This window comes from Streptomyces sp. NPDC048639 (genome assembly GCF_043199075.1).
Lineage (GTDB): Bacteria > Actinomycetota > Actinomycetes > Streptomycetales > Streptomycetaceae > Streptomyces.
In genome coordinates, this window is sequence record NZ_JBICVP010000004.1 from 530,551 (window position 1) to 555,954 (window position 25,404).

The following is a 25,404-nucleotide window of genomic DNA, read 5'->3' on the forward strand; positions in this document are numbered from 1 at the left end:
GTAGGGCACGGAAGCTCGTTGACTTCCTCTGCATCCCGGGAGACTCATCATGGCGACACCTGACTCCGATCCGAATTCCGAGGAGAACTCGAGCGGGTTCTCCCGGCGCGGGCTTCTCCATCGAGGAGGCGCCGCGGGAATCGGGGCGCTGTGGCTGTGGGGCGGCTTACCCGGCGGTGCCGGCGCGGAGCTCGGGGCGGAGCAGGCCGCGTACGCGACGCCGCGTACGGACGGTGACACCGGAGGCGGCATCGTGGAGACGCACGAGAGCGCCAATCTCTGCGTCTCCGTGTCGCCCGACGGCCGGACCCTCGCCATGGACGCGCTCAACGCGATCTGGCTGCTTCCCGCAGCCGGCGGCCGGGCCCGCCGGCTCACCGACGACGTGCAGGACGCGACGCAGCCCCACTGGTCGCCGGACGGCAGGGGCCTGGTGTTCCAGTCCTTCCGCGAGGGTGCGTACGACCTGTGGTCCATCGGCGCCGACGGCAGCGGACTCCGCCGTCTGACCGACGGCGCCGGCTACGACCAGGAGCCCAGGTACTCGCCCGACGGCAGCGCGATCGCCTTCGCCTCCGACCGAGGCAATGCCGGCCGCATCTGGTTGCTGGACACCGCGACCGGCGCGCTGCGCGCGCTCACCGACGGCGACCGGGCGGTCTCCATGCCCACCTGGTCCCCGGACGGCGGGCGCGTCGCCTATGTCGACGGCGGGACGATCGAAGCCGTGGACATCCGCTCGGGGGCGCGGGAGCGCCTGCTGACCGGTCCGGAGGGCGCGACGCTCCACGGGCCGGCTTTCAGCCCCGACGGGCGCAGCATCGGCTACGTCCGGGTGACCGGCCCGCGGGCCGAACTCATGGTGGACGACCGGGCGTTGACGGAGGGCGAGGACGTGTTCCCGCTGGCCCCCAGCTGGCTCTCCCGCGACGAACTCCTCTACACCGCCGACGGTCTGATCCGCCGTCGGAAGCCGAACGGCGGCGGCAGCGGCGAGATCCCCTTCACCGCCGCAGTCGCCGTGGCCCGCACGCCCTACCGCCGCAAGCGCCCGGATCTGCGTCCCGGCCGCTCGCGCGATGTGCTCGGCATCGCCGATCCGGCGCTCTCGCCGGACGGCCGCACCGTCGCCTTCCGCGCGTTGAACGCGCTGTGGCTCCTCCCCGTCGGCGGGCGCCCGAAGAAGATCGCGGCCGACGGCTACTTCAACGCCGCGCCGGACTGGGCCCCCGACGGACGCTCGCTGGTGTACGTGAGCGACCGTGCGGGCACGGCGAACCTCTGGACGTACGACGTCGCCAGTGGGAAGACCGAGCGGCTCACCGACCTGCCGAACGCCCAACTCGCCCCGCGCTGGTCACCGGACGGGTCCCGTATCGCGTACCAGGACGAGAGCGGGGCGACCTGGGTGCTGACCGTGGCGGACGGCACCGTCACGCAGGTCGTCGAGGCGCTCTACCAGCCCGGACCCCCGGCGTGGTCGCCCGACGGCAAGGCGATCGCACTGGCCGCGCTCGCGCCGTACTCCAAGCGCAGCAGCAACGGCCACAACCAGATCCTCACCGTCGACCTGGCCAGCCACGAGGTGCGCTATCAGGCCGCGGCGCCCGGGCGTTCCCTCTCCACCCGAGGCGGCGACGGACCGCTGTGGACGCCAGACGGCACCCACCTCGTCGTGGGCATGGAGAGCCTGGCCTGGCGCATCCCGGTCGATGCCACCGGCCGGATCACCGGTGAGCCGCGGCGGATCACCGACGAGACCACGGACTCCCTGTCGGTCGGTGCGCGCGGAGGCACGCTGCTGTACCTCTCCAACGGACGTCTGCGCACGGTCCCGCTCGACGGCGGCGAGCCCCGCACCGTACCGGCGCATCTGACCTGGAAGCGCCGCCCCGCCCCTGCCGGACGCACCGTCGTACGGGCCGGAGCGATCTGGGACGGCACCGGCCAGGGCCTTCGCCACGACGTGGACATCGTCGTCGTCGACGGCCGGATCGAGGAGGTCGCCCGCCGCGGCGCCGTACGCGGCGCGAAGATCGTCGACGCGTCCGCACTGACCGTCATGCCGGGCCTCATCGACACCCACAACCACTGGCACTGGCGCGGCCCCCAGTGGGGCGACCGCCAGGGACGGGCCTGGCTCGCGTACGGCGTCACGACCAGCCGGTCACCGGGCGATCCCGCCTACCAGATGGTGGAGACCAGGGAAGCACTGGCCGCGGGAACCAAGGTCGGGCCGCGCTTCTTCGGCTCGGGCGAGGGCCTGGAGGGCACCCGCGGCTCCCATCGCGTCATGCGCCCGGTCTTCTCCCGCGCACAGCTCGACCGAGACCTGGAGCGGGCGTTCACGCTCGAGTACGACCTGCTGAAGTCCTACATCCGGCTGCCGGTCGCCTACGAGCGCGACGTCGTCGCACGCGCGCACGCGCACGGCGTCCCCGTCACCTCCCACTACCTCTATCCCGCTCTGCACACCGGACTCGACGGGATGGAGCACACGGGTGGGGGCAACCGGCTCGGCTACTCACGGACGTTGAGCTATGCGGCCGGACGGGCCTCCCAGGACTCCGTGGACCTGCTCGCCGCGAGCGGCATGTGGATGTCCACGACCACGCTGTTCGCCTCCGAACTCTTCCTCGACGACCGGTCGCTCATCGAGGACGAACGCACCCGCGTGCTCTTCCCCGCGTGGGAGTACGAGCGGCTTCTGAAGAAGGCGGAGGACGCCGCGGGCCCCGAGGGCGAGCTCAACCACGCCTGGACCCTGGGCGATGTCGACATGCTGCTCCGGGTGCACCGTGCCGGCGGGCTGGTCGTGGCGGGCACGGACGCGGCGCTGGACGACATCGGCATCAGCATCCACCAGAACCTGCGGGTGATGGTGAAGTACGGGTTCACCCCGCGGGAGGCCCTGACCACGGCGACGGTCAACGCCGCCCGCTCCCTGGGCCTCGGTGATCAACTGGGCGCGCTGGCGCCGGGGTTCCTGGCGGATCTCGTGTGCGTGGAGGGTGATCCGCTGCGGGACATCGACGCGGCCGCCGCCGTACGCCGGGTCATGGTCGGCGGCGAGGTGTCCACCGTCCCCGAACTGCTCGCGCCCTTCCGGAAGTCCGCGGTGGAGGAGGCGGCACCGCCGGCCAGGACCCGGACCCGGGTCCTGCGGTCCGCCCCCACCGCGCGCCGCGACGCGCAGCACTACTGGCACCAGCCCGAGTGGAGCCACCACGGCTGCTGCCGATCCCGCTGACCTACCGTCACATGACTCTCCGTCACGGCGGAAGCAACGGCGGAGAGTCGGAGGAAGGCGCGGGCTCCGGGTGGAACCGGCATCGACCGGATCCACCCGGAGCCATTTCCGTGACGTACTCAGGGAAAGTCCGTGACGTACTCAGGGAAAGCGGTGCGGCGTCAATTCACCATACGGTCGCGGCCCGCCCAGAATTCCTCGCGGAGTTCCCGCCGAAGAATCTTCCCGCTCGGATTGCGCGGCACCCGTTCGATGAACTCGTACCGCTGCGGGGACTTGAATTCGGCGATCCGGTCCCGCAGGAACAGCTTCAGTTCCCGCGGCTTCGCCTCCATGCCCGGGCGCAGCACGATGAACGCCAGGGCGCCTTCGCCCCAGCGCTCGTCCGGCACCCCGATGACGGCGGCCTCCGCCACTGCCGGGTGCTTGCACAGGGCGTTCTCCACCTCGGCCGGGTAGACGTTCTCCCCGGCCACGATGATCGTGTCCTTGATGCGGTCGCACACATACACATAGCCGTCCGCGTCGACGTACCCGGCGTCGCCGGTCCGCAGCCAGCCGTCGGCCAGGGTCTCGTCCGTCGCTTCCTTCATGCCCCAGTACTCCAGCATGACCGCCGGGGTGCGCAGGCAGATCTCCCCGATCGTGCCGGTGGCGACCTGCTTCCCGTCCGAGTCGACGACCCGCACCCGGACCCCCGGGTACGGCTTGCCGGCGGCCCTCATGCGCGGGCTGCCCGCGACGTGGTCGGAGGGCGGCAGGCACAGCGCGGTGTTGCCGCTCTCGGTCAGGCCGTACAACTGGCCCAGTTCGCAGCCCAGGATCTCCATGCACTGCGTCATCAGGGTCTCGGAGATCGGGGAACCGCCGTACGTCACCTTGCGCAGAGAGGTGAAGTCCTCGGGCCCCGCGCCCGGTTCGGCCAGCATCATCTGGAGCATCGCCGGTACGGCGCAGGTCGTGGTGATGCGCTCCTCGCGGATCAGGCGCACCGCGTCGTGCGCCGCGAACATCCGCATCGCCACATTGGTCACGCCCGCGTTGAACCCCTGCATCGCCCACCAGATGCCGGCGACGTGGAAGCCGGGGATGCTGATCAGGCTCCGGTCCTCGGGCTTCCAGTCGATCCAGTCCAGGTCGTGCTCGGCGAGCAGGTCGCGGATCGCGAAGAAGCTGCGGTGGGGGAGCACCACTCCCTTCGGCAGACCGGTCGTTCCGCTGGTGTAGATCTGGGCGATCGGGTCCTCCGGGGCCGCCCCGGCGGCGAGGTCGTCCGCCGGCTGCCCGGACTTCCACTCCCGGAACCCGGCGCCGCGCTCCTCGTCACCGTCCAGAGGGACGATCCGCGGCTCGGAGGGCAGCCCCGCCCGCGCCTCCTCCGCGCTTCCGCTGAACTCACGCTCCACGAAGAGCAGTTCCGCACCGGAGTCGCGGAGGATGTGGTCGACCTCGGCGGAGGTGAGGCGCCAGTTGATCGGTACGAGCACGGCCCCGGTCTTGGCGCAGGCGAAGAAGACCTCGTAATAGTGCTCCGACTCCTTGCCGAGGTAGGCCACCCGCGACCCCCGGCCGACCCCGGCGGCCAGGAGCGCGTGGGCCGACCGGTTGCTCTCGTGGTGCAGTTGCCCGTAGGTGACCTCCCTGCCCTCGCACACCAGGGCGGTGCGGTCCGGCTGCCGCGCGGCGTGGAAGGCCACCGTGCCGTCCGCGGTCTGCAGTTCGGGAAAGTACATGTGCGGTGTCCAATCCGTAGGAGATCAGCGCCAGTTGTTGTGCTCGGGCCAGTAGCGCCTGCCGGTGAGCGCCGGGCCCGGAAGGCGGAGCAGCCGCGGTCCGGGTGAGGGCCACAGCTCGGGGAGGGCGAGGGCGGCACCCGCTCCGAAACGCTCGGCGAGCAGCGCCAGCCAGCCGGCCAGGTCCGTACGCGCCGGGGTCAGCGTGGGGACGGAGCCCGAGGACTCGCGGCGGCGCAGGGTCAGGGCCCCGTCCGACTCGGTCTGCTGCCAGGTGCCGGGCAGGGGCGGCGCGGCGGCCGAACCGGCGGACCACCGGCCGGAGCTGATGTCGTCGGCGGTGGCACCCCGGGTGACCACCGCGGCCAGGGCGTGCCGCCCGGGTCCGGTGAGGCGGGCGCCGGCCACCTCCAGCCCGGACGTCTCCAGCAGCCCGATCCAGCCCAGCGCCCACGCCAGGTACGAGCGGCCGTCCGTGTCCACGGAAGCCGTACCGCCGTTGCCCTGATCGCCCCCAGCCGGGGGTCCGCCGTCCGCGCCCAGCGCCGCGGTGTGGTCGCGCACCATGCGGTCCAGGGCCTCGAACCCGGGCCGGCCGGTGGCCTCGAGCGCCAACCGCAGCTCCTCGCCGTCCGGTTCGGGCAGGTCGAGGAAGACCCCGCTGCGGTCGCCCGCGCCGGCGAGGGGCGCCCTTTCGCCTTCCGCGGCCCGGGCCAGCGCGTCCAGGACCGCGTCCCGGTGGTGGACCACGGCCGCGTACCGGACCGCCATCGGATCCCGGCCCTCGGCCAGCGTCCTGCACACCTCCGACGGGCTCCAGCCCGGGGTGTCGTGGAGGTGGCGGCGCAGCCGGGCGGCGGTCCGGGTGAGCGCGGTCCCGTTGTGGCCGGAGACGACGAGGAGCCACGGTCCCGGTGAGTCCGGTTCCGCGGTGGGCCGTTCGGGCGCGGCCTCCAGGACGACATGCGCGTTGGTACCGCCGAATCCGAAACCGCTGATCCCCGCCCGGCGCGGCCCTCCGTCCGAGGGCCAGGGCGTCGCCTTGGCGGCGAAGCGCAGCGCCATCCGCTGCCACGGGATGTCGGGGTCGAGGTCGTTCTCGCCCGGCTGCGGCGGGAGTTCGGCGTGCGCGAGGGCGAGCGCGGTCTTCATCAGCCCCGGGGCGCCGGAGGCGGTTTCGAGGTAGCCCAGATTCGCCTTGCACGAGCCCACATGGAGCGGTGCCGCGGCGGGGGAGTGGCGGGCGTAGGACTCCGCCACGGACTCGGCCTCGATGACGCCGCCGAGCTTCGACCCGTTCGCCTGGGCCTCGACGTACTGCACCCCGTCCGGCTCCACGCCCGCGTCCCGCAGGGCGAGTTCGACGACGGCCTTCTGCCCGCGGGCCGAGGCCACGGACATGCCGGGCCGGTCGCCCTGCTGGTGGACCGCGCTGCCGCGCACCACCGCGTACGGCTCGTCCCCGTCGGCGACCGCGTCCGCATACCGCTTGAGCACGACCACGCCGCACCCCTCACCCCGCACATGCCCGTCGGCGTGCCGGGTGAAGGGGCGGCTGCGTCCGGTCGGGGAGAGCATCCCCGCCCGGTCCAGAATGCCGGTACTGAACGGGGACATCAGCACGTTGCAGGCCCCCACCAGCGCGATGTCGCACTCGCGCCGGCGCAGCGCCTGCACCGCCAGATGGACCGCGGTCAGCATCGACGAGGACGCCGTGTCGACGGTGATCACCGGGCCGTTGACACGCAGGGCCAGTGCGATCCGCCCGGAGAAGGCGCTCGGTGAACTCCCGGTGCTCATATGCCCGGACAGCGCCCCCTCCGGCAGCCCGCCGCGCAGCCACGCGTACGGGTACTCCACCGGTCCCGCGCCCGCGAACACCCCGACGCTGCGCTCTGCGAGCCGCGCGCGGGACAGATTGGCGTCCGCGAGCGCCTGCACGGCGGCCTCCAGCAGCAGCCGCTGCTGGGGGTCCATGTGCACGGCCTCCTGGTCCGGGATCCCGAAGAACTCGGCGTCGAAGAGGTCGATGTCCTTCAGATACGCGCCCTGGCGCAGCCGGCCGGCCAGCGGCGCCAGATCGGGTGCGTCGAGGTTCCAGCGCGGCCGGCCCAGGCTGTCGGTGGGAACACCGGGGTCCTCGGTCGGCAGGACGTGGCCCTCGCGCAGCGCGGTCCACAGTGCCCGGGGGTCGTCGATGCCCCCGGGCAGCCGGCAGCCCATGCCGACGAGGGCGATCCCCTGGGTCTCCTCCTGGCGCCGCCGTGCCAGCATCACCATGAGCTGCTTCTTGGACAGCGAGTCCAGATAGTCGATGTAGCTCGTCACCGTTCCTCGTCCCGTCCTAGAACGCCTGCTCGCGCAGCGCCGCGAGTTCGTCGTCGGCCTCCGCGTCCGTCAGGTCGTGCACATCGTCGTCCGAACGCCCCGCACCCGCCGCCGGAGCGGCCGCCGCGGCGTCCTCCTGCTCGGGTACCAGCCGGCCGTCGATGAACTCCGCAAGGGACCGCACGACGGGGTGGTCGAAGAGCGTGGAGGTGGGCAGCGGGATCCTGAACAGGGCCTCCAGCGCGTTCTTCAGCTCCACCGACCCCAGGGAGTCCAGGCCCAGATCCACGAAGCGCGCATCGAGCTCCACGTCGTCCGGCGCGTCGTAGCGCAGCACTTCGGCGACCTTGGCCCGCAGCAGATCGCGCAGCGCCGCCTCCCGGTCCGGCTTCGGCTGGGCCAGCAGGGCGTCCAGGTCGACGTCCGGGGTCCCGCTCGCGCCGTCCGACAGCAGATCCTTGAACAGGGCGTTGGAGAACGGCTGTGCCGCGGCGTACGCGTCCCAGTCGAACGCGCCGACGACGGTCTGGCCGTACGGCCGGCCGAGCGCCGTGAACAGCGCCCGCAGGGCCGCGCCCGGCTTCACGAACTTCAGCCCGCGGTCCTCGATGCTCCGGATCTGCTGGCCGGTGAGCGAGGCGGCCATGCCGATCTCGGCCCACGGGCCCCAGTTGACGCTGAGCCCGGGGAGGCCGGCGGCGGCCCGCCACTGCATGAGGACGTCCATGTACGCGTTGCCCGCAGCGTAGTTGGCCTGTCCGGCCGCGCCCAGTACCGAGGCGATCGAGGAGTAGCCGACGAAGAAGCGGACGGTGGGGACGGAGGCGAGGGCACGGTGCAGCAGCCAGGTGCCGTAGACCTTGGCCCGGAACACCGTCTCGATGCTGTCCCACGTCTGCCCTGACAGCGGGCTGTCGGCGAGTACACCCGCGGCGTGGACGACACCGCCGAGCGGTGTCTCGCCTCCGGTCAGCGCCCCGACGATCCGCTCGACGTCGGCCGCCTCGGAGATGTCGCCCTGATGGACGGTGACTTCGACGTGTCCGCCGAGCCCGGCGGCGAGTCGGGCCACCTCCTCCGCCGGGAGCGCGCGGCGGCTGACGAGCGCCAGATGCCGGGCGCCCTCGGCCACGAGCTTGCGCGCCGTCGCCACACCGAGCGCGCCGAGACCACCGGTGATCAGATACGTCTCCTTCGGGCTGAGACGGACCGGCTCCGCGGGTACCGCGGCGTCGCGGTCGCGGAACTCGATCACGATCTTGCCGAGGTTGGCGCCCCGGCTCAGCACGCCGAAGGCCTCCTCGACCTCGTCGAGGGCGTAGCCGACCGTGGGCAGCGGGCTCAGCCGGCCCGCCTCCACATGCCCCGCCACCGTGGTCAGGATCGTCTTGTTGAGACGGTCCAGCTCCCCGGCGGGCAGCTCGCTGAGGTCGAAGTTGTGGTAGTCGACGTCGGGGCGCGCGTCCCGGACCTGCTCCGGCGACCAGACGCCGATCTTGCCGAGTTCGACGAAGCGCCCGTCCTTCGCGAGGCTGCGCATGCCGGCCGGGATCCAGTCCCCGTTCAGGCTGTTGAGGACGATGTCCACGCCCCGGCCGCCGGTCGCCTCCAGCACCTCGTCCGCGAAGTCCAGCGTGCGCGAGTTCATGATGTGCTCCACGCCCTGCGAGCGCAGCAGCTCCCACTTGCGCGGGCTCGCGGTGGCGTACACCTCGGCGCCCGCCAGCCGGGCGAGCTGGACGGCGGCCTGCCCGACACCGCCCGCCGCGGCGTGGATCAGCACGCGGTCACCGGACTTGATGGAGGCGAGGTGGTGCAGGGCGTGGTACGCGGTGACGTACGCGGCGGGCAGACCCGCGGCCTCCGTGAAGCCGAGCCCGGCGGGCTTGCGCACGACGACAGTGGACGGCACCGTGACGCGCCGCCGCATACAGCCGAGCCGGCTGAGCAGCACCTCGTCACCGGGCCGGAACTCGGCGTCGGGCCCGGCCGCGACGACGGTCCCCGCCGCCTCGAAGCCGAGCGGCAGCGGCTGGTACGGAATGCCGTGGTCCAGAGCGTACTGGCGCAGCATGCCGAGGGCGTTGAGGACGTCCTTGAAGTTCAGGCCCGCGGCGTGGACCTGGACGGTGACTTCGTCACCGGTCGGTTCCACGTCCTCCACCGGCACCGGGCGCACCGCGGAGAACTGCCCGTACTCGGTGATCTGCAGCTCGGCGTTGCCCTCGTCCGCCGCTCGGGCGGCCGGCGGTGTCAGACGCTTCACATGGCGCACGCCACCCCGGTACGCGACCTGGAACTCGCCGCCCGCGGCGTCCCCGGCCAGCCATTCGTCGATCAGCGGCTGCGGGTCGGGGCCGTCCAGGTCCAGCAGCAGGGTCCGCAGCGCCGGGTACTCGTTGAGCAGCACCGAACCGAAGCCCCACAGCGAGGCGGCGACCGGCGGCTCGGACGCCTGCGCGTCAGCGGAGTCGCCGGGCAGCCACTGGGCCCGCTCGGTGACCAGCTGGATGCGCAGATCCCGTTCGGAGCCCGCGCGTTCGGCCTCCGCCACCAGCAGGAGCAGGTCGCGGTGGTTCCGTTCCGTCTCGGTGCGCAGCCGCTCCTCCCCGTCGAGGCCCGTCTCGGGCGTCCACAACCAGCACAGTTCCGTGATCTCGGGGTGCTCGGCGAGCAGACGTCCCGCGGCGGCCGCGTCGGGGGCATGGCGCAGACCGATCCCCGCCCCGTCCGCACGGTCCGCCAGACCGGGCAGCGCGTCCCGGTCGCCGCTGACGACCAGTACCGAACGGCGGCCCTCCGCGGCGGACTTGGCGGACGGCAGCGAGCGCTTCACCCAGCGGGGCCGCAGCAGCATGCGCTCGGCGGGGTCGGCCGGGGCGCCGGCGACCCGCTTGAGCCGCACGCCGTGGACCACGAAGACGGGGCGGGACCCCTCCAACGCCACGATGTCGGCGGTCAGTTCGGTGGCGGCCTCGTCGAGGGCCACCTGAATCAGCACCCGCAGCCCACCCTTGGGCCGCTTCAGCAGCTCGACCCGGCCGAACCCGACCGGCAGATAGGTGCCGTCGAGATCGATCGCCGCGCCCAGGGTCTGCATGGCGCAGTCGAGGACCGAAGCGCGCAGGTGCTCGCCCACCGGGGTGTCCAGGCCCCGGAGTTCACCGATCGCGAAGCCGTCCGCGTACCGGTCGACGGCGACGACCCGGCGGAACTCGGGGCCGTAGGGCAGACCCAGCTCGGCGTAGCGCTCGTACAGGTCCTCCCCGCGGTGCCGGATCTCCTCGGCGCCGCAGCCCGCGGCCGAGATGCGCAGCCGGTCGACGACATCGCCGAGGGCCGTGGGTCCGGCGGGGGCGCGGCCCAGCGTCGCGGTGGCGTGGACGCGTTCGATGATCCCGTCCCGGCCGTCGACGCGGCTGGCGATCTCGACCGCGGCGGGGCCGCCGGGGTCCTCGCCGGCCGGACGCAACCGGGTGCGGACCTCGACCGGTTCGCCCTCCCGCAGGAAGAGCGGTTCGAGGATGCTCATGTCCTCCACGAGCCGTGCGGTCTCACCGTGGACGGCGTCCTGGAGGGCCAGCGAGATCTCGACGTACCCGGCTCCGGGGAAGACGACCTGGTCCATGACGACGTGCTCGGCCAGATACGCCGGGGCGCCCGGGTGCAGGAAGGCGGCGAACTCCCGCTCTCCGGCGTCGCGTTGGGCATCGCTGGTCACCTCGTGCCCCAGCAGCGGGTGGTGGACAGGGCCCGCGGGCGTCGCGGGCAGCGCGGCACCGGCGCGCGCACCGGGGAGCGGATAGCGCTTCTTGGCGAAGACATAGCCGGGCAGCGGGATGCGGCGTCCGGGGCGCTCCTCGTGGTAGCCGCTCCAGGAGACCGGAAGCCCCGCCTCGTAGACCCGGGCCAGTGCGTTACGGATCGTGGTGGCCCCGGAGTCGGTACGCGACATGCTCGCGACCCACACGTGCGCCGAGGCGTCACCGCTCTGCTTGCCGATACCGGTGAGCGCGGAGGACGGGCCCACCTCGACGAAGACATGGCGGCCGCGGGCCTGGACGCAGCGCATCCCGGCCGCGAAGTCGACGGGTTCGGCGATGTGCCGCACCCAGTACTCCGGGGTGCCGACCTCGGCGAGCGTGGCGACCCGGCCGGTGAGGTTGGAGACGAAGCTCAACCGCGGCTCCTGGAAGGCGATGTCCCCGACCGCCTCCCGGAAGGCGTCGAACACCTCGGTCATCAGGGGGGAGTGGAAGGCGTGCGACACCGGCAGCGCCTTGGTGGCCAGCCCCTGCGCGCGCAGCTTCTCGTTGATCTCCGTCAGCGAGCCCAGACCACCCGAAACGACGCACTGACGCGGGGAGTTGACCGCCCCGAAGCTGACGTCGTCATAGCCCTCCAGCATCGGGGCGACATCGTCCGCCGCGGCCATCACGGAGACCATGCCGCCGGGGGCCGACACCGACTGCATCAGCCGGGCCCGCGCGGCGACCAGCTTGACCGCGTCCGGCAGGGAGAACAGACCGGCGAGAGCGGCGGCGGTGATCTCGCCGACGCTGTGGCCCAGCAGGATCCCGGGCTTCACACCCCACGACATCCACAGGCGGGCCGTCGCGTACTCCAGGGAGAAGAGCGCGGGCTGGGTGTGGACGGTCTGGTTGATCCCCTCGGCGCTGTCCGGCGCCTGACCGAACATCAACTCCTTGACGGAGCGGCCGAGGTGGGTGGAGAAGAGCCGGTCGCAGGCGTCCAGATGGCGCCGGAAGACCGGATAGCGCTCGTACAGGGCCCGGCCCATGCCGGCGTACTGCGAGCCCTGGCCCGTGAAGAGGAAGGCGACACCGGCGTCGCGGAACTCACCGTCCGGGCCGTCGCCCTCGCGCTCAAGATGCCGTTCGAGGAGCCGGTCGAGGTCCTCTCGGGTGGAGACGGGACCGGCGAGCCGTGCGCCCAGGTGCGTACGGCCGAGATTGGAGCTGTGGCACAGGTCGGGGATCGCCAGTCCGGGCCGCTCCGCGAGGAACGTCCGGTAGTTCTCGGCCTGTTGGCGCAGCGAGGAGCGGTCCTTGGCGGAGAGCGTGAACACGGCCGTGCCGTCGTCGGATGCGGACGGAGCGGGCGCCGCCGGCGGGGCCTGCTCCAGGACGACCGAGGCGATGGTGCCCGCGAAACCGAAGGAGTTGACCAGGGCGCGCCGCGGGCCGTCCGCCTCCCATGGGCGTGTCTCGGTGGGTACGGTCACCCGGTAGCGGTCCCAGGGGATGTGGCGGGAGGGCGTCTCCAGATTGATGTGCGGGTAGATCGCCGCTTCCTGGAGCTGGCAGACGACCTTGGCCACCCCGCCGACGCCCGCCGCGGCCTCCATGTGGCCGATGTTGGTCTTCACGGATCCGACGACCAGCGGGTCATCGGCGGTACGGGCCTCGGCGAACACGCTGTTGATCGAGCCCATTTCGATGGGGTCGCCCAGCGAGGTGCCGGTGCCGTGGGCTTCGACATAGCCGATGTCGCCGGGCTCCAGCATCGCGCTCGCGAGCGCGTCCCGCATGAGGGCGACCTGCGCGGTGCCGTTCGGCACGGTCAGGCCGCCACTCTCGCCGTCCTGGCGGACCGAGGAGCCGCGGACGAGGGCGAGCACGGTGTCGCCGTCGCGACGCGCGTCGGAGAGCCGCTTGAGGACGAGCATGCCGGAGCCCTCACTGCGGCTGTAGCCGTCCGCGGAGTCGTCGAACGTCTTGCACCTGCCGTCGGGCGACAGCATGTTGGCCCGGGAGTAGACGATGTGGTTCCGGGGGTGGTGGTTGACGTTCACCCCGCCGGACAGGGCGATGTCGCACTCGCGCCGCCGCAGCCCCTGCACGGCCAGATGCAGCGCCACCAGCGACGAGGAGCACGCGGTGTCCACGCTCATGCACGGGCCGCGCCAGCCCAGGAAGTAGGACAGCCGGCCGGCCGCGGCGCTGTGAGCGGTCCCGGCGGCCACGGAGGCGTCGAGCTCGGAGAGGTCCAGCGCCTCCACCTCGATCGCGAAGTCCATCTGTCCGACACCGAGATACACGCCGCCGTTGCCCCCGCGCAGGGCGGCCGGATCGATGTTCGCCGACTCCAGGGCGTGCCAGGCGGACTGCAGCGCCCAGCGGTGCTGCGGGTCGATGAATTCGGCTTCCTTGGGGGATATGTTGAAGAACTTGGCGTCGAATTCGTCCAGTCCGGAGACGAATCCGCCGCCGGCCGCGAGAGGCCGCCGGCCCGCCTTTTCCTCCTCGGCCTGGAATGTTTCCATGTCCCAGCGGTCGGGTGGGACGGGTCCCGTTCCTGCGAGTCCGGCGCGGAGGAATGCGGAGAATGCTTCGGGGGTGTTGTTGTCCCCCGGGAAACGGATACCCATGCCGACGACGGCGATCGGCTCGTACTTCTCAAGGAGCAACTGCTTGACCATGGCGTCATTACGGGACGGCGAAGCCGTGTCGGTCACTGGTGATCCCTGCCCAACTGCGATGAGATGGCGGTGTGCGATGCGTACGGAAAGCAGTCCCGGTCAGGACTGGTGAAGCTCGGTGCCGGTGGAACTCAGGACCGGTAGAGCTCCCTGAGCATGTCGTCGACCAGGTCCTTCGTCGGAGCGTCCGGCTTCCCCGCGGCCTGGGCCGGCTCCGAGTCCATGGTGAAGAATTCCGGCAGGACCTCGGCGATGAGAAAGTTCACAAGATGGCCGACGGTCGGGTTGTTGAAGAGATACGCCGAATCCAGATGGCGGCCGATCTCCCTTTCGAGCCGTGTCCTGGTATCCGTGGCTCCGAGCGAGGTGAGACCGAGTTCGAAGTAGCTCTCGTGATGCGGCAGGACATCCGTCTCGTCCATCATGAGTTCCCGCTTGAACTCGGTAACCACCAGCGATTCGAGCATGGCTCGGCGCTCGGACAGAGGTATTCCGGCCAAATCCTTGAGCCAGGGTGTGGGCGTTGTCATGCCGCTCCTCGGGTCGGTTTTTTCGATGCCTGTTGACCACCGGTCCGTGCAGGGATCAGGATCAGGGAGTCAGACGATGCTGAATGGACAAGGAAATGGGGGAGCAGTGACGCACGAGGAGACCGACCCGAACGCCGCCGCCCGGCAGCGGGCCGAGGAGCTCTACGCCACGGACGAGGCCTGCCGGATGCTGGGCATCACCCTGAAGGAGTCCGGCCCCGGAAGGGCGACCGTATGGATGCGCATCACGGACACCATGGTCAACGGCCACGGCACGGCGCACGGCGGATTCCTCTTCCTGCTGGCAGACGCGGCCTTCGCTTTCGCGTGCAACACCCACGGTCCTGCCACCGTCGCCCAGGGCGCCCAGGTCACCTTCCTGCGCCCGGCGCACCCCGGTGACGAGCTGGTCGCCGAGGCCGTGGAGCGCGCCCGGTACGGCCGCAGCGGCGTCTACGACGTCACCGTCCGCCGCTCGGACGGCGTGGTCATCGCGGAGTTCCGCGGACAGAGCCAGATGCTGGCCGGCCGGCCCTCCAGGCCGCCGCAGGACTGACCGCGTCACCCGCGGGACTGACCGCGTCACCCGCGGGACTGACCGCGTCACCCGCGGGACCACTTCGGATCACGGCCGAGGACCGCGAGCATGCGGTCCTCGGCGCCGTCCTGATCCGAGGCGGCGAGCGCCGGACGGAACGCTGCCCCCGGGCGCTCGCGCGAAGGTCCCTCGGGCACCTCCGTGCGCGCCACCTCCTCCGCCCGCTCGACCAGCTCCGCGTCGTACCCCGCCGGGATCCCGATCGCCGCGGCCACGTCCCAGCCGTGCACCACGTAGTCCAGGAAGTGGAAGCCGATGGCGCGGGCCGCCGGGAAGCGCATCTTCGGGTGGATCTCCGGCAGCCAGAACTCCCGCTCCAGCACGCCGTCAGCGGCGAACGCGGCGAGCACACGCTCGACGGAATCGGCGTACCCGCGCCAGGGATCCTCCAGCGGCACCTCCCGCCACGCGGAGGTGTCGGAGACCTCGCCCTCCGCGGCCGCGGCGAAGCCGTGGTGCTGGGCCGTCATGTGCTCCACGAGCCGGCGCAGTGTCCACTCCGAGCACGGCGTCGCCGCGTCCCAGTCGCCGGCCCGCACCTGGGTGACGATCTCCGCGCTGCGCCGTACGGCCCGGCGGTTGAGGTCGAGGATGTCGGTCATCGTCATGCCTTCCTGTCGCCGTTCTCCCGCCACCAGCGCCGTCCGGCCTCGGGCAGGGTGGAGATCGGGTCGTAGAACGGATAGCGGCGGGAGAGAGCCTCGGGGTCCTCGAGCTCGATGCCGGTGCGGTAGTTCTTCGTCCAGTACGAGATGCCGTACTCGCGGTCGTAGTCGGCGAGTTGGTGGACCCAGCGCTTCCCCACGTACGGCACGTCGCAGATGATCCGCGGGGTGGCGTAGCCCGGCAGGTACCCCATCACGTTGTGCTGGAGCTCCTGGGCCTCCCAGACGGCGACCCGCCAGTGCTCGGCGTTGGGGATCATGTCGCACATGTAGAAGTAGTAGGGCAGGATGTTCGCCTCGCCCTGCAGCAACATGCACAGATCGAGCAGAGCCCCGGGCGTGGTGTTGACCCCGCGCATCAGGACGCCCTGGTTGCGGATGTCCCGTACGCCGGCGTCCAGCGCCGCCCGCGCCGCCTCGGCCACCAGCGGGGTGACGGACTGCGCGTGGTTGACGTGGGTGTGGACGGCGAGGTTGACGGCCCGTCGCGCGGCCGTACGCCCCACCCGCTCCAGCCCTTCCAGCACCGCCGGCTGCAGCCAGTGCTGCGGCAGCCCGGCCAGGGCCTTGGTCGCCAGACGGATGTCCCGGATGTTCTCCAGGTCCAGCAGGCGCATCAGGAACGACTCCAGGCGCGGCCACGGCACATTGGCCACGTCCCCGCCCGACACCACCACGTCGCGCACTCCCGGCGTGCGCTTCAGATAGTCGATCATCTGGTCCTGGCGGTCCGCCGGGGTGAGCGTCAGCTTCAGCTTGTCGACCTGAGGTGTGGAGACGCCCACGAGGTCCATACGGGTGCAATGGCCGCAGTACTGGGGGCAGGTGGACACCAGCTCCGCCAGCACCTTGGTCGGGTAGCGGTGGGTCAGGCCCTCCACCACCCACATCTCGGCCTCGTGCAGCGAGTCCCGCTCGGAGTACGGGTGGCTCGGCCACTCCGGGTCGCGGTCACTGGCCACCGGCAGCATGTAGCGCCGCACCGGATCGGCCAGGAACGCGTCCGTGAAGGACTGCGGGTCCGAACCCGCCTGCGGAGCCATGGTGTTGAGCATCTGCGGGGTGAGCAGGGTGGACATCGTGGCGAACCGCTGCTGATCGGCTTCCAGGTCCTCGAAGAAGCGGTCCTGGAGGAGCGAGCCGGCCACGGCCCGGAGCTGCTTGGCGTTCTTCACGCAGTGGGCGCGCTGCCACTGGGCGCTGCGCCACTGCGCCTCGGTGACGTCCCGCCAGCCGGGCAGGCGGCGCCAGTCGGGTTCGGTCAGGGTCACGCGCTCGTACTCGTAGGGCTGCTGACCCGGTAAGGCGTGCGAATCCGATGCCGTCAGGGCTTCCATAGTGATTCCTAGCCGATCGACGTGGGGCGGGTGCGGTGGCGGTGGAGCACGCGCGTCACGCACTCGTCCGCGGCACCCAGGTAGTTGGCCGGATCGAGCAGATCCGGGAGCGCCGTACCATCGGTGAACCGGTCGGCCAGTTCAGGTGACGCGGCCAGCACCTCCTCGAAGGGGCGATGGGTGGTGACGGCCTCCCGCGCCACCTCACCCAGCAGGCGCTTGGCGTCGGCCTTGCCGAGCAGCGGCGCGAGCGCCGCGTTCAGGCGCTCGGAGACGACGGCGCCGCCGGTCAGGCGCAGATTGTGCAGGAGGCGCTCGGGGAACACCGTGAGTCCCTCGGCGAGTTCGGCCGCGGTGCTCGCGGCGCCCGCCGCCAGTCGCAGTCCCTCGCGCAGCGGCTGCCACTCCGACTGCCAGCCGCCCGGGGAGCGTTCGTCCTCGGCGAGGAGACTCTGGCCGAGCATCGAGGCGTACGCGGGCGCCTGCCGGGCCGCCGACACGATGAGCGTGGCGAGGACCGGGTTGCGCTTCTGCGGCATCGCGGACGACACCCCGCTGCCCTCCACCGCCGGCTCGGCGACCTCGCCCACCTCCGTCCGTGACATGCCCAGCACGTCCGTGGCGAACTTGCCGAGGCCGCCGGTCACCGCGACCACGGCCCAGCCGAGGTCGGCCAGCGGCGTACGGACGGTGTGCCAGGGCGATACGGGCTCGCGCAGGCCCAGTTCGGCGGCGAACGCGGCCGTCAGCTCGGCGGCATGACCCTGCGGGCGAAGGCCCGCGACACGCGCGTACTCCACGTACGCGGCAAGCGTGCCCGCCGCGCCGCCGAGCTGCGCGGGCAGCGAGGCGCGTACCTGCCGGACGCGGTCGCTCGCGTCCAGGACGAGTGTGAGCCAGCCCGCCGCCTTGAGCCCGAAGGTGACGGGGACCGCGTGCTGGGTCAGCGTGCGCCCCGCCATCGGGGTGCGGGCGTGGTCCTCCGCGAGCCGCGCCAGCGCCGCGGCGGCTCGCGACAGGTCCACGTCGATGCCCGCCAGAGTCCGCGCCGCCAGCAGCATCGCGGCCGAGTCCAGGATGTCCTGGCTGGTGCTGCCCCGATGCACGTACTCGGCGGCCTCCGGGTCGGCCCCGGCGACGGCCTGTGTGAGCATGCGGACCAGTTCGACGACCGGATTGGCCGATCCCCGTGCTCGGCGGGCGAGTTCGGTCACCTCGACCGGCGACGAGGCGACCACGGACTCGATCGGCCCGACGGCGGACTTCGGGATCACCGCCAGCCGCGCCTGGCAGCGCGCAAGCGCCACCTCCACCTCCAGCATGGCCGCGACCCATTCCTCGTCGCACAGCGGGTCGCCGGTCCCGGCCCACACCGGGGAGAGAAGACCGGCGTCGACGCCGGGAGTCCTCCGTGCGGACGGTGCGTCCATCGTCACTCTCCTTCCAGGGTGGTGACCGGCGGCCCGGCGCCCTGCTCCGCACCGGAGTCCGCGGGAGCGCGCCTGCGCGCGGCCAGTGCCGTACGGGCGATCGCGTCGGCGTCGCCGAGGATCACCGAGTCCGAGCCGGGTCTGATGCCGGCCGCGGTCGCCCAGTGCACGGACTCGGTGGGAATGCCGAAGGCGAACCGGCGCGGATGCGGCAGGCCCCCGGCACCCACCACGTGGTACGGCTTGGGCGTGACCGCGAGGCCCCCGGCCTGCCACGGCTCCCGGCCCGGGTGGTCGATGGCGTACGTCCGGCAAGCCCCCTGGGCCACGAGGTCCCGGATGAGCGGATCGGTCGTGGTCCGCAGATCGAACTCCGGAAGCCGCGCCTCGATGAGCGCCGTCGCCTCCACCGCCGGCCCGGGAACGCGGTCCGAACCCACCACGAACGCGCGGCGGTCGGGCGAAGCGGTGACCCGCATCCCCGGGCCCGCCACGTCGAGCACTCCGGCCTCCATCAGCGCGGTCATCTCCTCGATGCGGCTGACCGGCGGGCCGATCGAGACGAACGCGTTCAACGGCGTGTACCAGGAATGGAGTTCGTCCCGGTAGGAGTCACCGGTGATCCCGGAGTGGTCCACGACCAGCCGCACCTCGTTGCGGAGATCGCGCATCACGTCCAGGGCGGCCTTCAGCGGCCCCCGTACGTTGCCGCGCCGCGCCTCGGCGATGTCCTGCCGCAGATGGTCCAGCAGCCAGGCCCGGTACGCCCCGGCGTCCGTGAACTCCCGGTCCCCGTACGGCCGGGCGATACGGTCCCAGTCCCAGCGCCGGTCCTCCCCGATACCGAAGCGCCGCAGTAGCGACTCCTCGAACGCCGCGGATCCGGTACCGTCCCCGGGCTTCCCCAAGCCCTTGCAGAACTCGGCGAGGAAGACGTCCGCGTCGTACCGGCCGCGCTCGCCGGCGATCAGCGCGTGGTAGTAGACCGCCCGCACTTCACGGTCGACCAGCGGCCAGATGTCCGCGGTGAACTCGACCGGCCGCCCGGCCTCCTTCCGCCGCCTGAACAGGGCGATGGCCTCCTCGGTGAGGAACAGCGGATGGTGACGGCCCGCCGCCCCCTTCTGGTTCTCACCCCGCGAGTGGTACGGCACGCCGCGCCGCGAACCGGCGATCAGCTTCGGCTCGTCGCCCGAGGGCCGGTAGCGCAGCGCCCCCGACTCCTCCCGGACGAACGAGCCGCCGCGCCCCGTGGTGAGCAGCGCGAGATGGTCGAAGAAGTTCAGCCCCATTCCGCGCAGCGCCACCGTCTCGCCGGCCGCGATGTGCCCGAGGTCGGCGTCGGCCGGGTTGCCCTTGGGCACATACGCGAGCTCGTGCTCGCTCGCGAACGCCCGCAGCCGCCGCTCCTCCGCGCTCAGCGGCATGTCGACATGGCCCAGGGCCAGGACGACCGCGTCGCAACCGGTCAGCTCGACGCCGTTGTCCAGCGTCACCGTCTGCGACCCATCGGCCTCGTCCCGGACGGCCAGCGCCCGGCAGCCGTGGGTCTCCACGACGATGTGCTCCGGCACCGTGCGGATCAGCCGGTCGAACACCCAGCCCAGATACCGCCCGTAGAAGGCCCGGGTCGGATACGAGTCCGGGCCGAGGTGCCGCGCCTCCTCGTACACATGAGGCGGGTACGGCACGAACGGCTCCAGCCGCTCCAGCAGCTTCGCCCACTCGTACAGGCTCGGCCCCTCGGACAGCGGGCCCTCGCAGTTCACGCTCTCGTCGGTGAACATGGTGACCTGCGAGGCGACGGTGTTCATCAGCAGCACGGAGGGCTGGCTCGTGCGCCACACCTTGCAGCCGAGCCGCAGATACGGCTCGACGATGTGCACGACCACCTGCTGTCCGGTGGCCGCGGCGTTGGCGCAGGCCCGCTCGACCACCGACAGCCCACGAGGACCGGCCCCGATCACGCATAACGTCGTGGCATCGCTCTCCAGCATGCCGGAGTTCATCCTTTGCTCGAGTTGAGTGCGGACCGGGGCCGGGCGTGGTAGCGCATGGGAGCCTCAGCCCTGCGCGGACGTGCGGTCCGCCTCGGTGAAGAGGCCGGCCCAGCGGGTCCGCAGCTCGCGCTTGAGTGCCTTGCCGGTCACGCCGGTCGGGTAGTCGGCCGCCTCGCGGGCGACGATGACGGCGGCCAGCGGGGTCAGCCCGGACGAGGTGAGCTCCTTGTTGGCCTGCTCGCGCAGCTCCTCGGCCGACGGCTCCACCACCCCCGGCTGCAGGCGCACCACGGCGACCGGCCGGTGGCCCTCGCCCTGCGCACCCGGCACGCCGACGACGGCACAGTCCAGGACGACCTCGGCGCAGTCGGCCAGCAGCACTTCCTCCAGGGGCAGGCTGTAGACCGGTCCTGCCGCGGTGTCCATGACGTCGACCGTCCGGTCGAGGTGGTAGAAGTTCCCCTCCTCGTCCTTCTTCGCCACATCGCCGGTCAGCCAGTAGCCGTCGAGCTCGAAGCTGCGCGTCAGCTCGGGCGCGTTCCAGTAACCGGGCGTACGAGAGGGGGTCTTGACCGCCAGCAGACCGACGGTGCCCACCGGCACCTCCTCACCCTCGGGGGTGAGGACCGCGGCCGCGTGCACGACCTCGGTCGGCTTGCCGACGCAGCGGTCGTTGCGCTCCGTCTCCGGCGTGGTGACCTGGCCGAACAGAGCCATGCCCATCTCGGAGGAGCCCAGTCCGTCGATGAACTGCGAGCCGGGCAGGGCGGCTTCGGCCTCACGGTCCTGGGGGAGCAGCCACGGCTTGATCAGGCCCGCCGGTCGCTCCCCGAGGGTGACGAGGCGCCGGATGTGCCCGTAGTGCGCACCGTCGCCGGTGTTGAACCAGCTGTGCACCTTGGCGGCGCCCCTGGTGGGCAGTTCGCCGGTCGCCAGCTCCACAAAGGTCCGCGGGAAGGAGGCGACCATCGTCGGCCGGAAGGCCTCCATCACCGGCTCCACGACGCTGCGCCGCCAGTCGCCCATGACGACGGTGGGCAGGCCGAGAAGCGTGGCGGTGAGGAAGTAGCTCAGGCCGCCGGCGTGCGTGTGCGGCATCAACGACATCAGCTTGTCGTCCGGCCCGGCCGGGAACCGCTCCATCCGCGGCTCCTTGCCGGCCCAGAACTGCCGGTGCGCGAGCATGGTCGACTTCGGCGTGCCGGTGGTGCCCGAGGAGTGGATGAGCGCCACGACCTCGTCCGCGGCGTGCTCGTACGGGTAGACCTCCGGGAGTGCGCCGTCCTCCGGGTCGTAGGCCCGCAGTTCGGCCGCCGGGATGATGAAGCGCGGCCTGCGCCGGTTGCCCTCGGCGCGGTAGGCGGCGACGAGCCGGGTGGGGTCGTCCGCGACCAGGCCCGCGGCGCCGACGTGGTCCAGGTAGCGGATCGCGGTCCGTTCCGGCATGGCGTCGTTGATCATCGCGGGGATGGCCCCGAGGGCGGTGAGTGCCATGAAGTGCAGCAGCGGTTCGAGGCCCTCGGCGACGTAGACACCGATCGGGTCGCCCGGCTTCACGCCGTTCGCCCAGTACCAGCGGGCGTAGCGGTCCCGCAGCCCGGCCAGGTCCCGCAGGCTGTGACCGCGCAGGACGACCTCGCCCCGGTGGTCGGTGGTGTGGGCGAAGGCGTACGGGACATCGGCGTGGGGATTGGCCTCCAGCGCCTTCTGCAGGAAGTTGCCGGCGCCCAGGGCGGGGTCGGTCATGAACTGCCGGCGTACGGACAGCGGGGCTATGGGGCTCTGGACACTCATCGTGCACTCCCGGAGTGGTGATCGAGGGACGCTGTTTCCGCGGCCGCCCGGTGGCCCGAGCGGATGGCGCCTTCCATGAGGCCGAAGAACTCGGTGCTGGTCTCCGCACCGGCCCAGTGGACCCGCCCGTGCGGGCGGATCAGCTCCGGGCCCTGCGCCACCCAGTCGCCGGGGCCGAAGAGCGCGGCATAACAGCCGCGGCTGTAGGGCTCGTTGACCCAGTCCGTGGTGTGGAAGCCGATCGGCTCGGGCAGGTCGGGGAAGAGACGGGCGGCCTGGGCGAACGCCGCCGCCCGCTGCTCGGCCGCGGGCAGCGCGCCGAACCGGCGGGCCTCGTCACCTGTGACGAATCCGGTCAGCACGCCCACTCCGTCGCCGGAGGGCGAGTCGTCCACGGTGGACAGCAGCGGACCGTCCGCGCTGACCGACCACCCCGAGAGCCCTTCCGCACGCCACAACGGGGACGGGTAGATCAGATGGACCTTCACGGCGCAGCCGGGCGCGGTGCGTTCGCTGGACCGGGCCACGGGCAGGCCGGGCCGGAAGTCGATGCGGTCGGCCAGGACCGGGGGGAGTGCGACGATCACCGCGTCGGCCCGTACGGAACGGGTGGCGGAGTGCACCGTCACCCCCGAGTCGTCCTGCTCCACGGCCCGTACGGGCTCGCCCAGGCTGACGCGGTCGCCGAGCCCGTCCGCGAGCGCGGCGCACAGACCGTGGGCGCCGCCTTCGATGCGCCACTCCTGGGCGCCGCCCTCGAAGGCGTTCAGATACCGCAGCCCACCTCCGGAGCGGAGGTAGAACGCCATGTGCAGTACGGAGACGTCCGCGGGCGCGGCGGCCATCATCTCCCCGAGGAACAGCGGGAAGAACAGCCGGCTGTCGGGGTGGCGGAGGTTCGCCTCCGCCCACTCGGCGGCCGTCATGGAGTCCAGGCGGGCGGCGTCGGGGGTGAGCCAGGGCGCCTCGGGGCGCACGCTGCGCGTCACCTCGTCCAGCAGGTCGAACATCTCGCCCAGCGCCACACCGTTGAGCGGCGGGAACCTGCCGGGGACGGTCTCGCTCCCGGACGGGGAGAGCGCGAAGCGGCTGTTCCCGTCCATGGTGGTGGGGACCGTCTTGAGCCCCATGTCGGCCATCAGGCCCAGCAGTTCGGTGTGGCGCTCGCCGAGGTACGCGGCGCCCGCGTCGACCCAGCTCCCCGGCGCCACCTCGATGCCGTGCATCCGGCCGCCGACCCGCTCCCGTGCCTCCAGCACGTCGACCTCGACCCCGCGCGAGGCCAGATCATGGGCGGCGGTGAGGCCGGCGATGCCCGCCCCTATGACGACGACGCTCACCGGCTCACGCTCGCGATCCTCGCGGACAGCGCGCTCGCCGTGGGGGCGGCGGCGAAGTCGTCGAAGGACAGCTCCACCCCGTGCCGGCGGGCGACCGCGCTCAGGACGCGGGTCCCCAGCAGCGAGTCGCCGCCGAGCTCGAAGAAGTCGGAGTCCACGGTGATGCTGTCGGTCTCCAGCACGCGGCGGAAGATGTCGACGATGTCGTCAGCGCTCATGAGCTGTCCTGTTCTGTGAAGCCGGCGGGGCGTGATGCAGCCGGTGCGTCGCGGCGCGATCGACCTTTCCGCTGGCGGTGTAGATGAGTTCGGGAACGACGGTGACCCGGTGCGGTACGAGATGGCCCGGGACCGTTCTGCGCAGTTGGGCCAGGACCTCCTGGGCGAGGCTCCCGCCCGCGTCGTGCGAGGCCACCAGGTAGGCGGCCATGGTCGTGCTGCCCGCGGTGCGCGTGCCCACGACGGCAGCGCCTGCGACGCCGGGGTGACTGGTGAGGTGGGCCTCGACCTCCCCGGGGTCGACCCGGATGCCGCGCACCTTGATCTCCGCGTCGAGACGGCCCTCGTGGACGACATGGCCGTCCGGCCGCCGGCTGACCCGGTCCCCGGTCCGGAACCAGCGCGCCGGTCCGTCCCGGCCCTCGCGGACCACGAACTTCTCCGCGGTCACCTCCGGGAGGTCCCGGTAACCCAGGGCCAACGACGGCCCGGAGACCAGGAGTTCGCCGTCCTTGCCGAGGTCGTCCCGCACATGCGGCAGAGGTCGGCCGATCGGCACGCGGCCGTTCTCGCCCCACCAGACGCCGGGGCCGGGGGCGCCGGGCCCGTGCAGGTCGACGGCGTGGGTGATCAGTGTGGTCTCGGTGCAGCCGTAGGTGTTGACCAACCGGATCCGGCCGGTGCCCAGCACGCGCCAGTCGGCCAGGCGGGCAGGGCTCACCGCCTCACCGCCGATGACCACCGTCCGTACGCTGTCGGGCAGCCGCGCGCCGTCCTCCATGAGGTGGTGGACGAGCTCGTGCCAGAACGCGGTGGGCAGGTCGAGCAGGGTGATGCGCTCGACCGCGACGGCACGGAGCAGCCGGGGCAGCGAGCCGGTGTACGCCTCGTCGTGGAAGACGAGGGTCGCTCCGGCGGTCAGGGCGGGCAGGATCTCCTCGAAGCTGGTGTCCCAGTTGAGCGAGGCGAACTGCAGTACCCGGTCCTCGGACCGGAGGCCGAAGAGGCCGCGGAGCGAGGCCACCGCGGCGGCGATCGCCCGGTGCGGGGTCACCACCGGCTTGGGCTTCCCGCTGGAGCCGGAGGTGAAGAGCGTGTACGCCGGGTCGTCCTGCGCCGGGCCCGGGAGCGTGGCGTCATCCGAGGTGCCCGAGGACTCCGGCTCGGGAAGCGCGATCGTTGCGATCCCGGGGGGCGCGACGGCTCCGGGCTTCGCCGCCAGCACCGTGGTGCAGTCGACGGACTCCAGCAGTGCCTGCTGCCGGGCGGCGGGGAAGGTCGGGTCGACGGGACAGTAGGTGCCGCCGGCGCCCAGCACGCCGAGCATGGCCACGATCGTGGCGGGGGAGCGGTCGGTCAGAACCCCGACGACCCCGGGGGACGGCCCCAGTCGCGCGGCCGTGGCGCGCACCCGGCGCACGAGCCCGGCGTAGGTCAGTGCCTGTCCGTTGTGAGAAATTGCCGTGCTGTCTGGATGGTTACGGGCCGCCGCCATGAAGGCGTCAACTAAGTCCGACATCAGAACCGTATTTCAATCGGCGAGGCGGAGAAGGGAATTGAGGGAAGCTCACCCGGAGGAAACAGCCCAGCGGGGCATAACGATGACGCTAACACCAGGGCTTCACGCTGGGTCAAGAATTTTGCCGACGTGATCCACATCACCTGCGGCCTGAACGGAACGTTCCATTACCGGCGTGCTTGCGGCGCGATGATGAGTGGGGTAGGAACTTCACGATCGA

Annotated in this window: 14 protein-coding genes; 2 read left to right on the top strand and 12 right to left on the bottom strand. The window is 71.9% G+C overall.

Annotated features, from left to right (window positions below):
* Positions 1-49 precede the first annotated feature (49 nt).
* Positions 50-3,250: an amidohydrolase family protein gene (locus tag ACGFNH_RS14105; protein WP_393653335.1), complete on the top strand. Its 3,201-nt coding sequence runs from the start codon at positions 50-52 to the stop codon at positions 3,248-3,250.
* 161 nt (positions 3,251-3,411) lie between these two features.
* On the opposite strand, the gene ACGFNH_RS14110 is transcribed toward ACGFNH_RS14105, so the two are convergent.
* From ACGFNH_RS14110 to ACGFNH_RS14125, 4 genes are all read right to left on the bottom strand, one after another.
* Positions 3,412-4,983, bottom strand: a complete 1,572-nt coding sequence (locus ACGFNH_RS14110; RefSeq protein WP_393653336.1) for a fatty acid--CoA ligase — start codon at positions 4,981-4,983, stop codon at positions 3,412-3,414.
* Positions 4,984-5,007: 24 nt separating this feature from the next.
* Positions 5,008-7,311, bottom strand: coding sequence for a beta-ketoacyl synthase N-terminal-like domain-containing protein (locus ACGFNH_RS14115; protein WP_393653337.1), 2,304 nt, complete (start codon positions 7,309-7,311; stop codon positions 5,008-5,010).
* A 16-nt stretch (positions 7,312-7,327) separates the two neighbouring features.
* Positions 7,328-13,789 (bottom strand): SDR family NAD(P)-dependent oxidoreductase, encoded by a 6,462-nt coding sequence (locus ACGFNH_RS14120; RefSeq protein ID WP_393653338.1) that lies wholly within the window; start codon positions 13,787-13,789, stop codon positions 7,328-7,330.
* 95 nt (positions 13,790-13,884) lie between these two features.
* Positions 13,885-14,283 (bottom strand): acyl carrier protein, encoded by a 399-nt coding sequence (locus tag ACGFNH_RS14125; RefSeq protein ID WP_393653339.1) that lies wholly within the window; start codon positions 14,281-14,283, stop codon positions 13,885-13,887.
* Between the two features lie 187 nt (positions 14,284-14,470).
* On the opposite strand from ACGFNH_RS14125, the gene paaI reads away from it, so the two are divergent.
* Complete coding sequence (paaI, locus tag ACGFNH_RS14130) at positions 14,471-14,839, top strand: hydroxyphenylacetyl-CoA thioesterase PaaI (RefSeq protein WP_393653590.1); 369 nt, start codon at positions 14,471-14,473, stop codon at positions 14,837-14,839.
* A 47-nt stretch (positions 14,840-14,886) separates the two neighbouring features.
* Here the strand turns inward: paaI and ACGFNH_RS14135 are convergent, their stop codons facing one another.
* The 8 genes from ACGFNH_RS14135 to ACGFNH_RS14170 form a co-directional block, all read right to left on the bottom strand.
* Entirely contained in the window at positions 14,887-15,489 is a 603-nt protein-coding gene (locus ACGFNH_RS14135) for a TIGR03086 family metal-binding protein (protein WP_393653340.1), read from the bottom strand.
* Positions 15,486-16,883, bottom strand: a complete 1,398-nt coding sequence (locus ACGFNH_RS14140) for a KamA family radical SAM protein (protein WP_393653341.1) — start codon at positions 16,881-16,883, stop codon at positions 15,486-15,488. The genes ACGFNH_RS14135 and ACGFNH_RS14140 overlap by 4 nt, the downstream gene beginning before the upstream one ends.
* 8 nt (positions 16,884-16,891) lie before the next feature.
* On the bottom strand, positions 16,892-18,313 hold the full coding sequence (locus ACGFNH_RS14145) for an adenylosuccinate lyase family protein (protein ID WP_393653342.1): 1,422 nt from the start codon (positions 18,311-18,313) through the stop codon (positions 16,892-16,894).
* Positions 18,314-18,315: 2 nt separating this feature from the next.
* A complete protein-coding gene (locus ACGFNH_RS14150) occupies positions 18,316-20,310 on the bottom strand; it encodes an FAD/NAD(P)-binding protein (protein ID WP_393653343.1) in 1,995 nt (664 codons plus the stop codon).
* Positions 20,311-20,376: 66 nt separating this feature from the next.
* Positions 20,377-22,107 (bottom strand): class I adenylate-forming enzyme family protein, encoded by a 1,731-nt coding sequence (locus ACGFNH_RS14155; RefSeq protein WP_393653344.1) that lies wholly within the window; start codon positions 22,105-22,107, stop codon positions 20,377-20,379.
* Complete coding sequence (locus ACGFNH_RS14160) at positions 22,104-23,447, bottom strand: flavin monoamine oxidase family protein (RefSeq protein ID WP_393653345.1); 1,344 nt, start codon at positions 23,445-23,447, stop codon at positions 22,104-22,106. Before ACGFNH_RS14160 ends, ACGFNH_RS14155 begins: the two co-directional genes overlap by 4 nt.
* Positions 23,444-23,665 (bottom strand): acyl carrier protein, encoded by a 222-nt coding sequence (locus tag ACGFNH_RS14165; RefSeq protein WP_360859475.1) that lies wholly within the window; start codon positions 23,663-23,665, stop codon positions 23,444-23,446. Before ACGFNH_RS14165 ends, ACGFNH_RS14160 begins: the two co-directional genes overlap by 4 nt.
* Positions 23,655-25,184 (bottom strand): amino acid adenylation domain-containing protein, encoded by a 1,530-nt coding sequence (locus ACGFNH_RS14170; RefSeq protein WP_393653346.1) that lies wholly within the window; start codon positions 25,182-25,184, stop codon positions 23,655-23,657. Before ACGFNH_RS14170 ends, ACGFNH_RS14165 begins: the two co-directional genes overlap by 11 nt.
* Between the last annotated feature and the right edge of the window lie 220 nt (positions 25,185-25,404).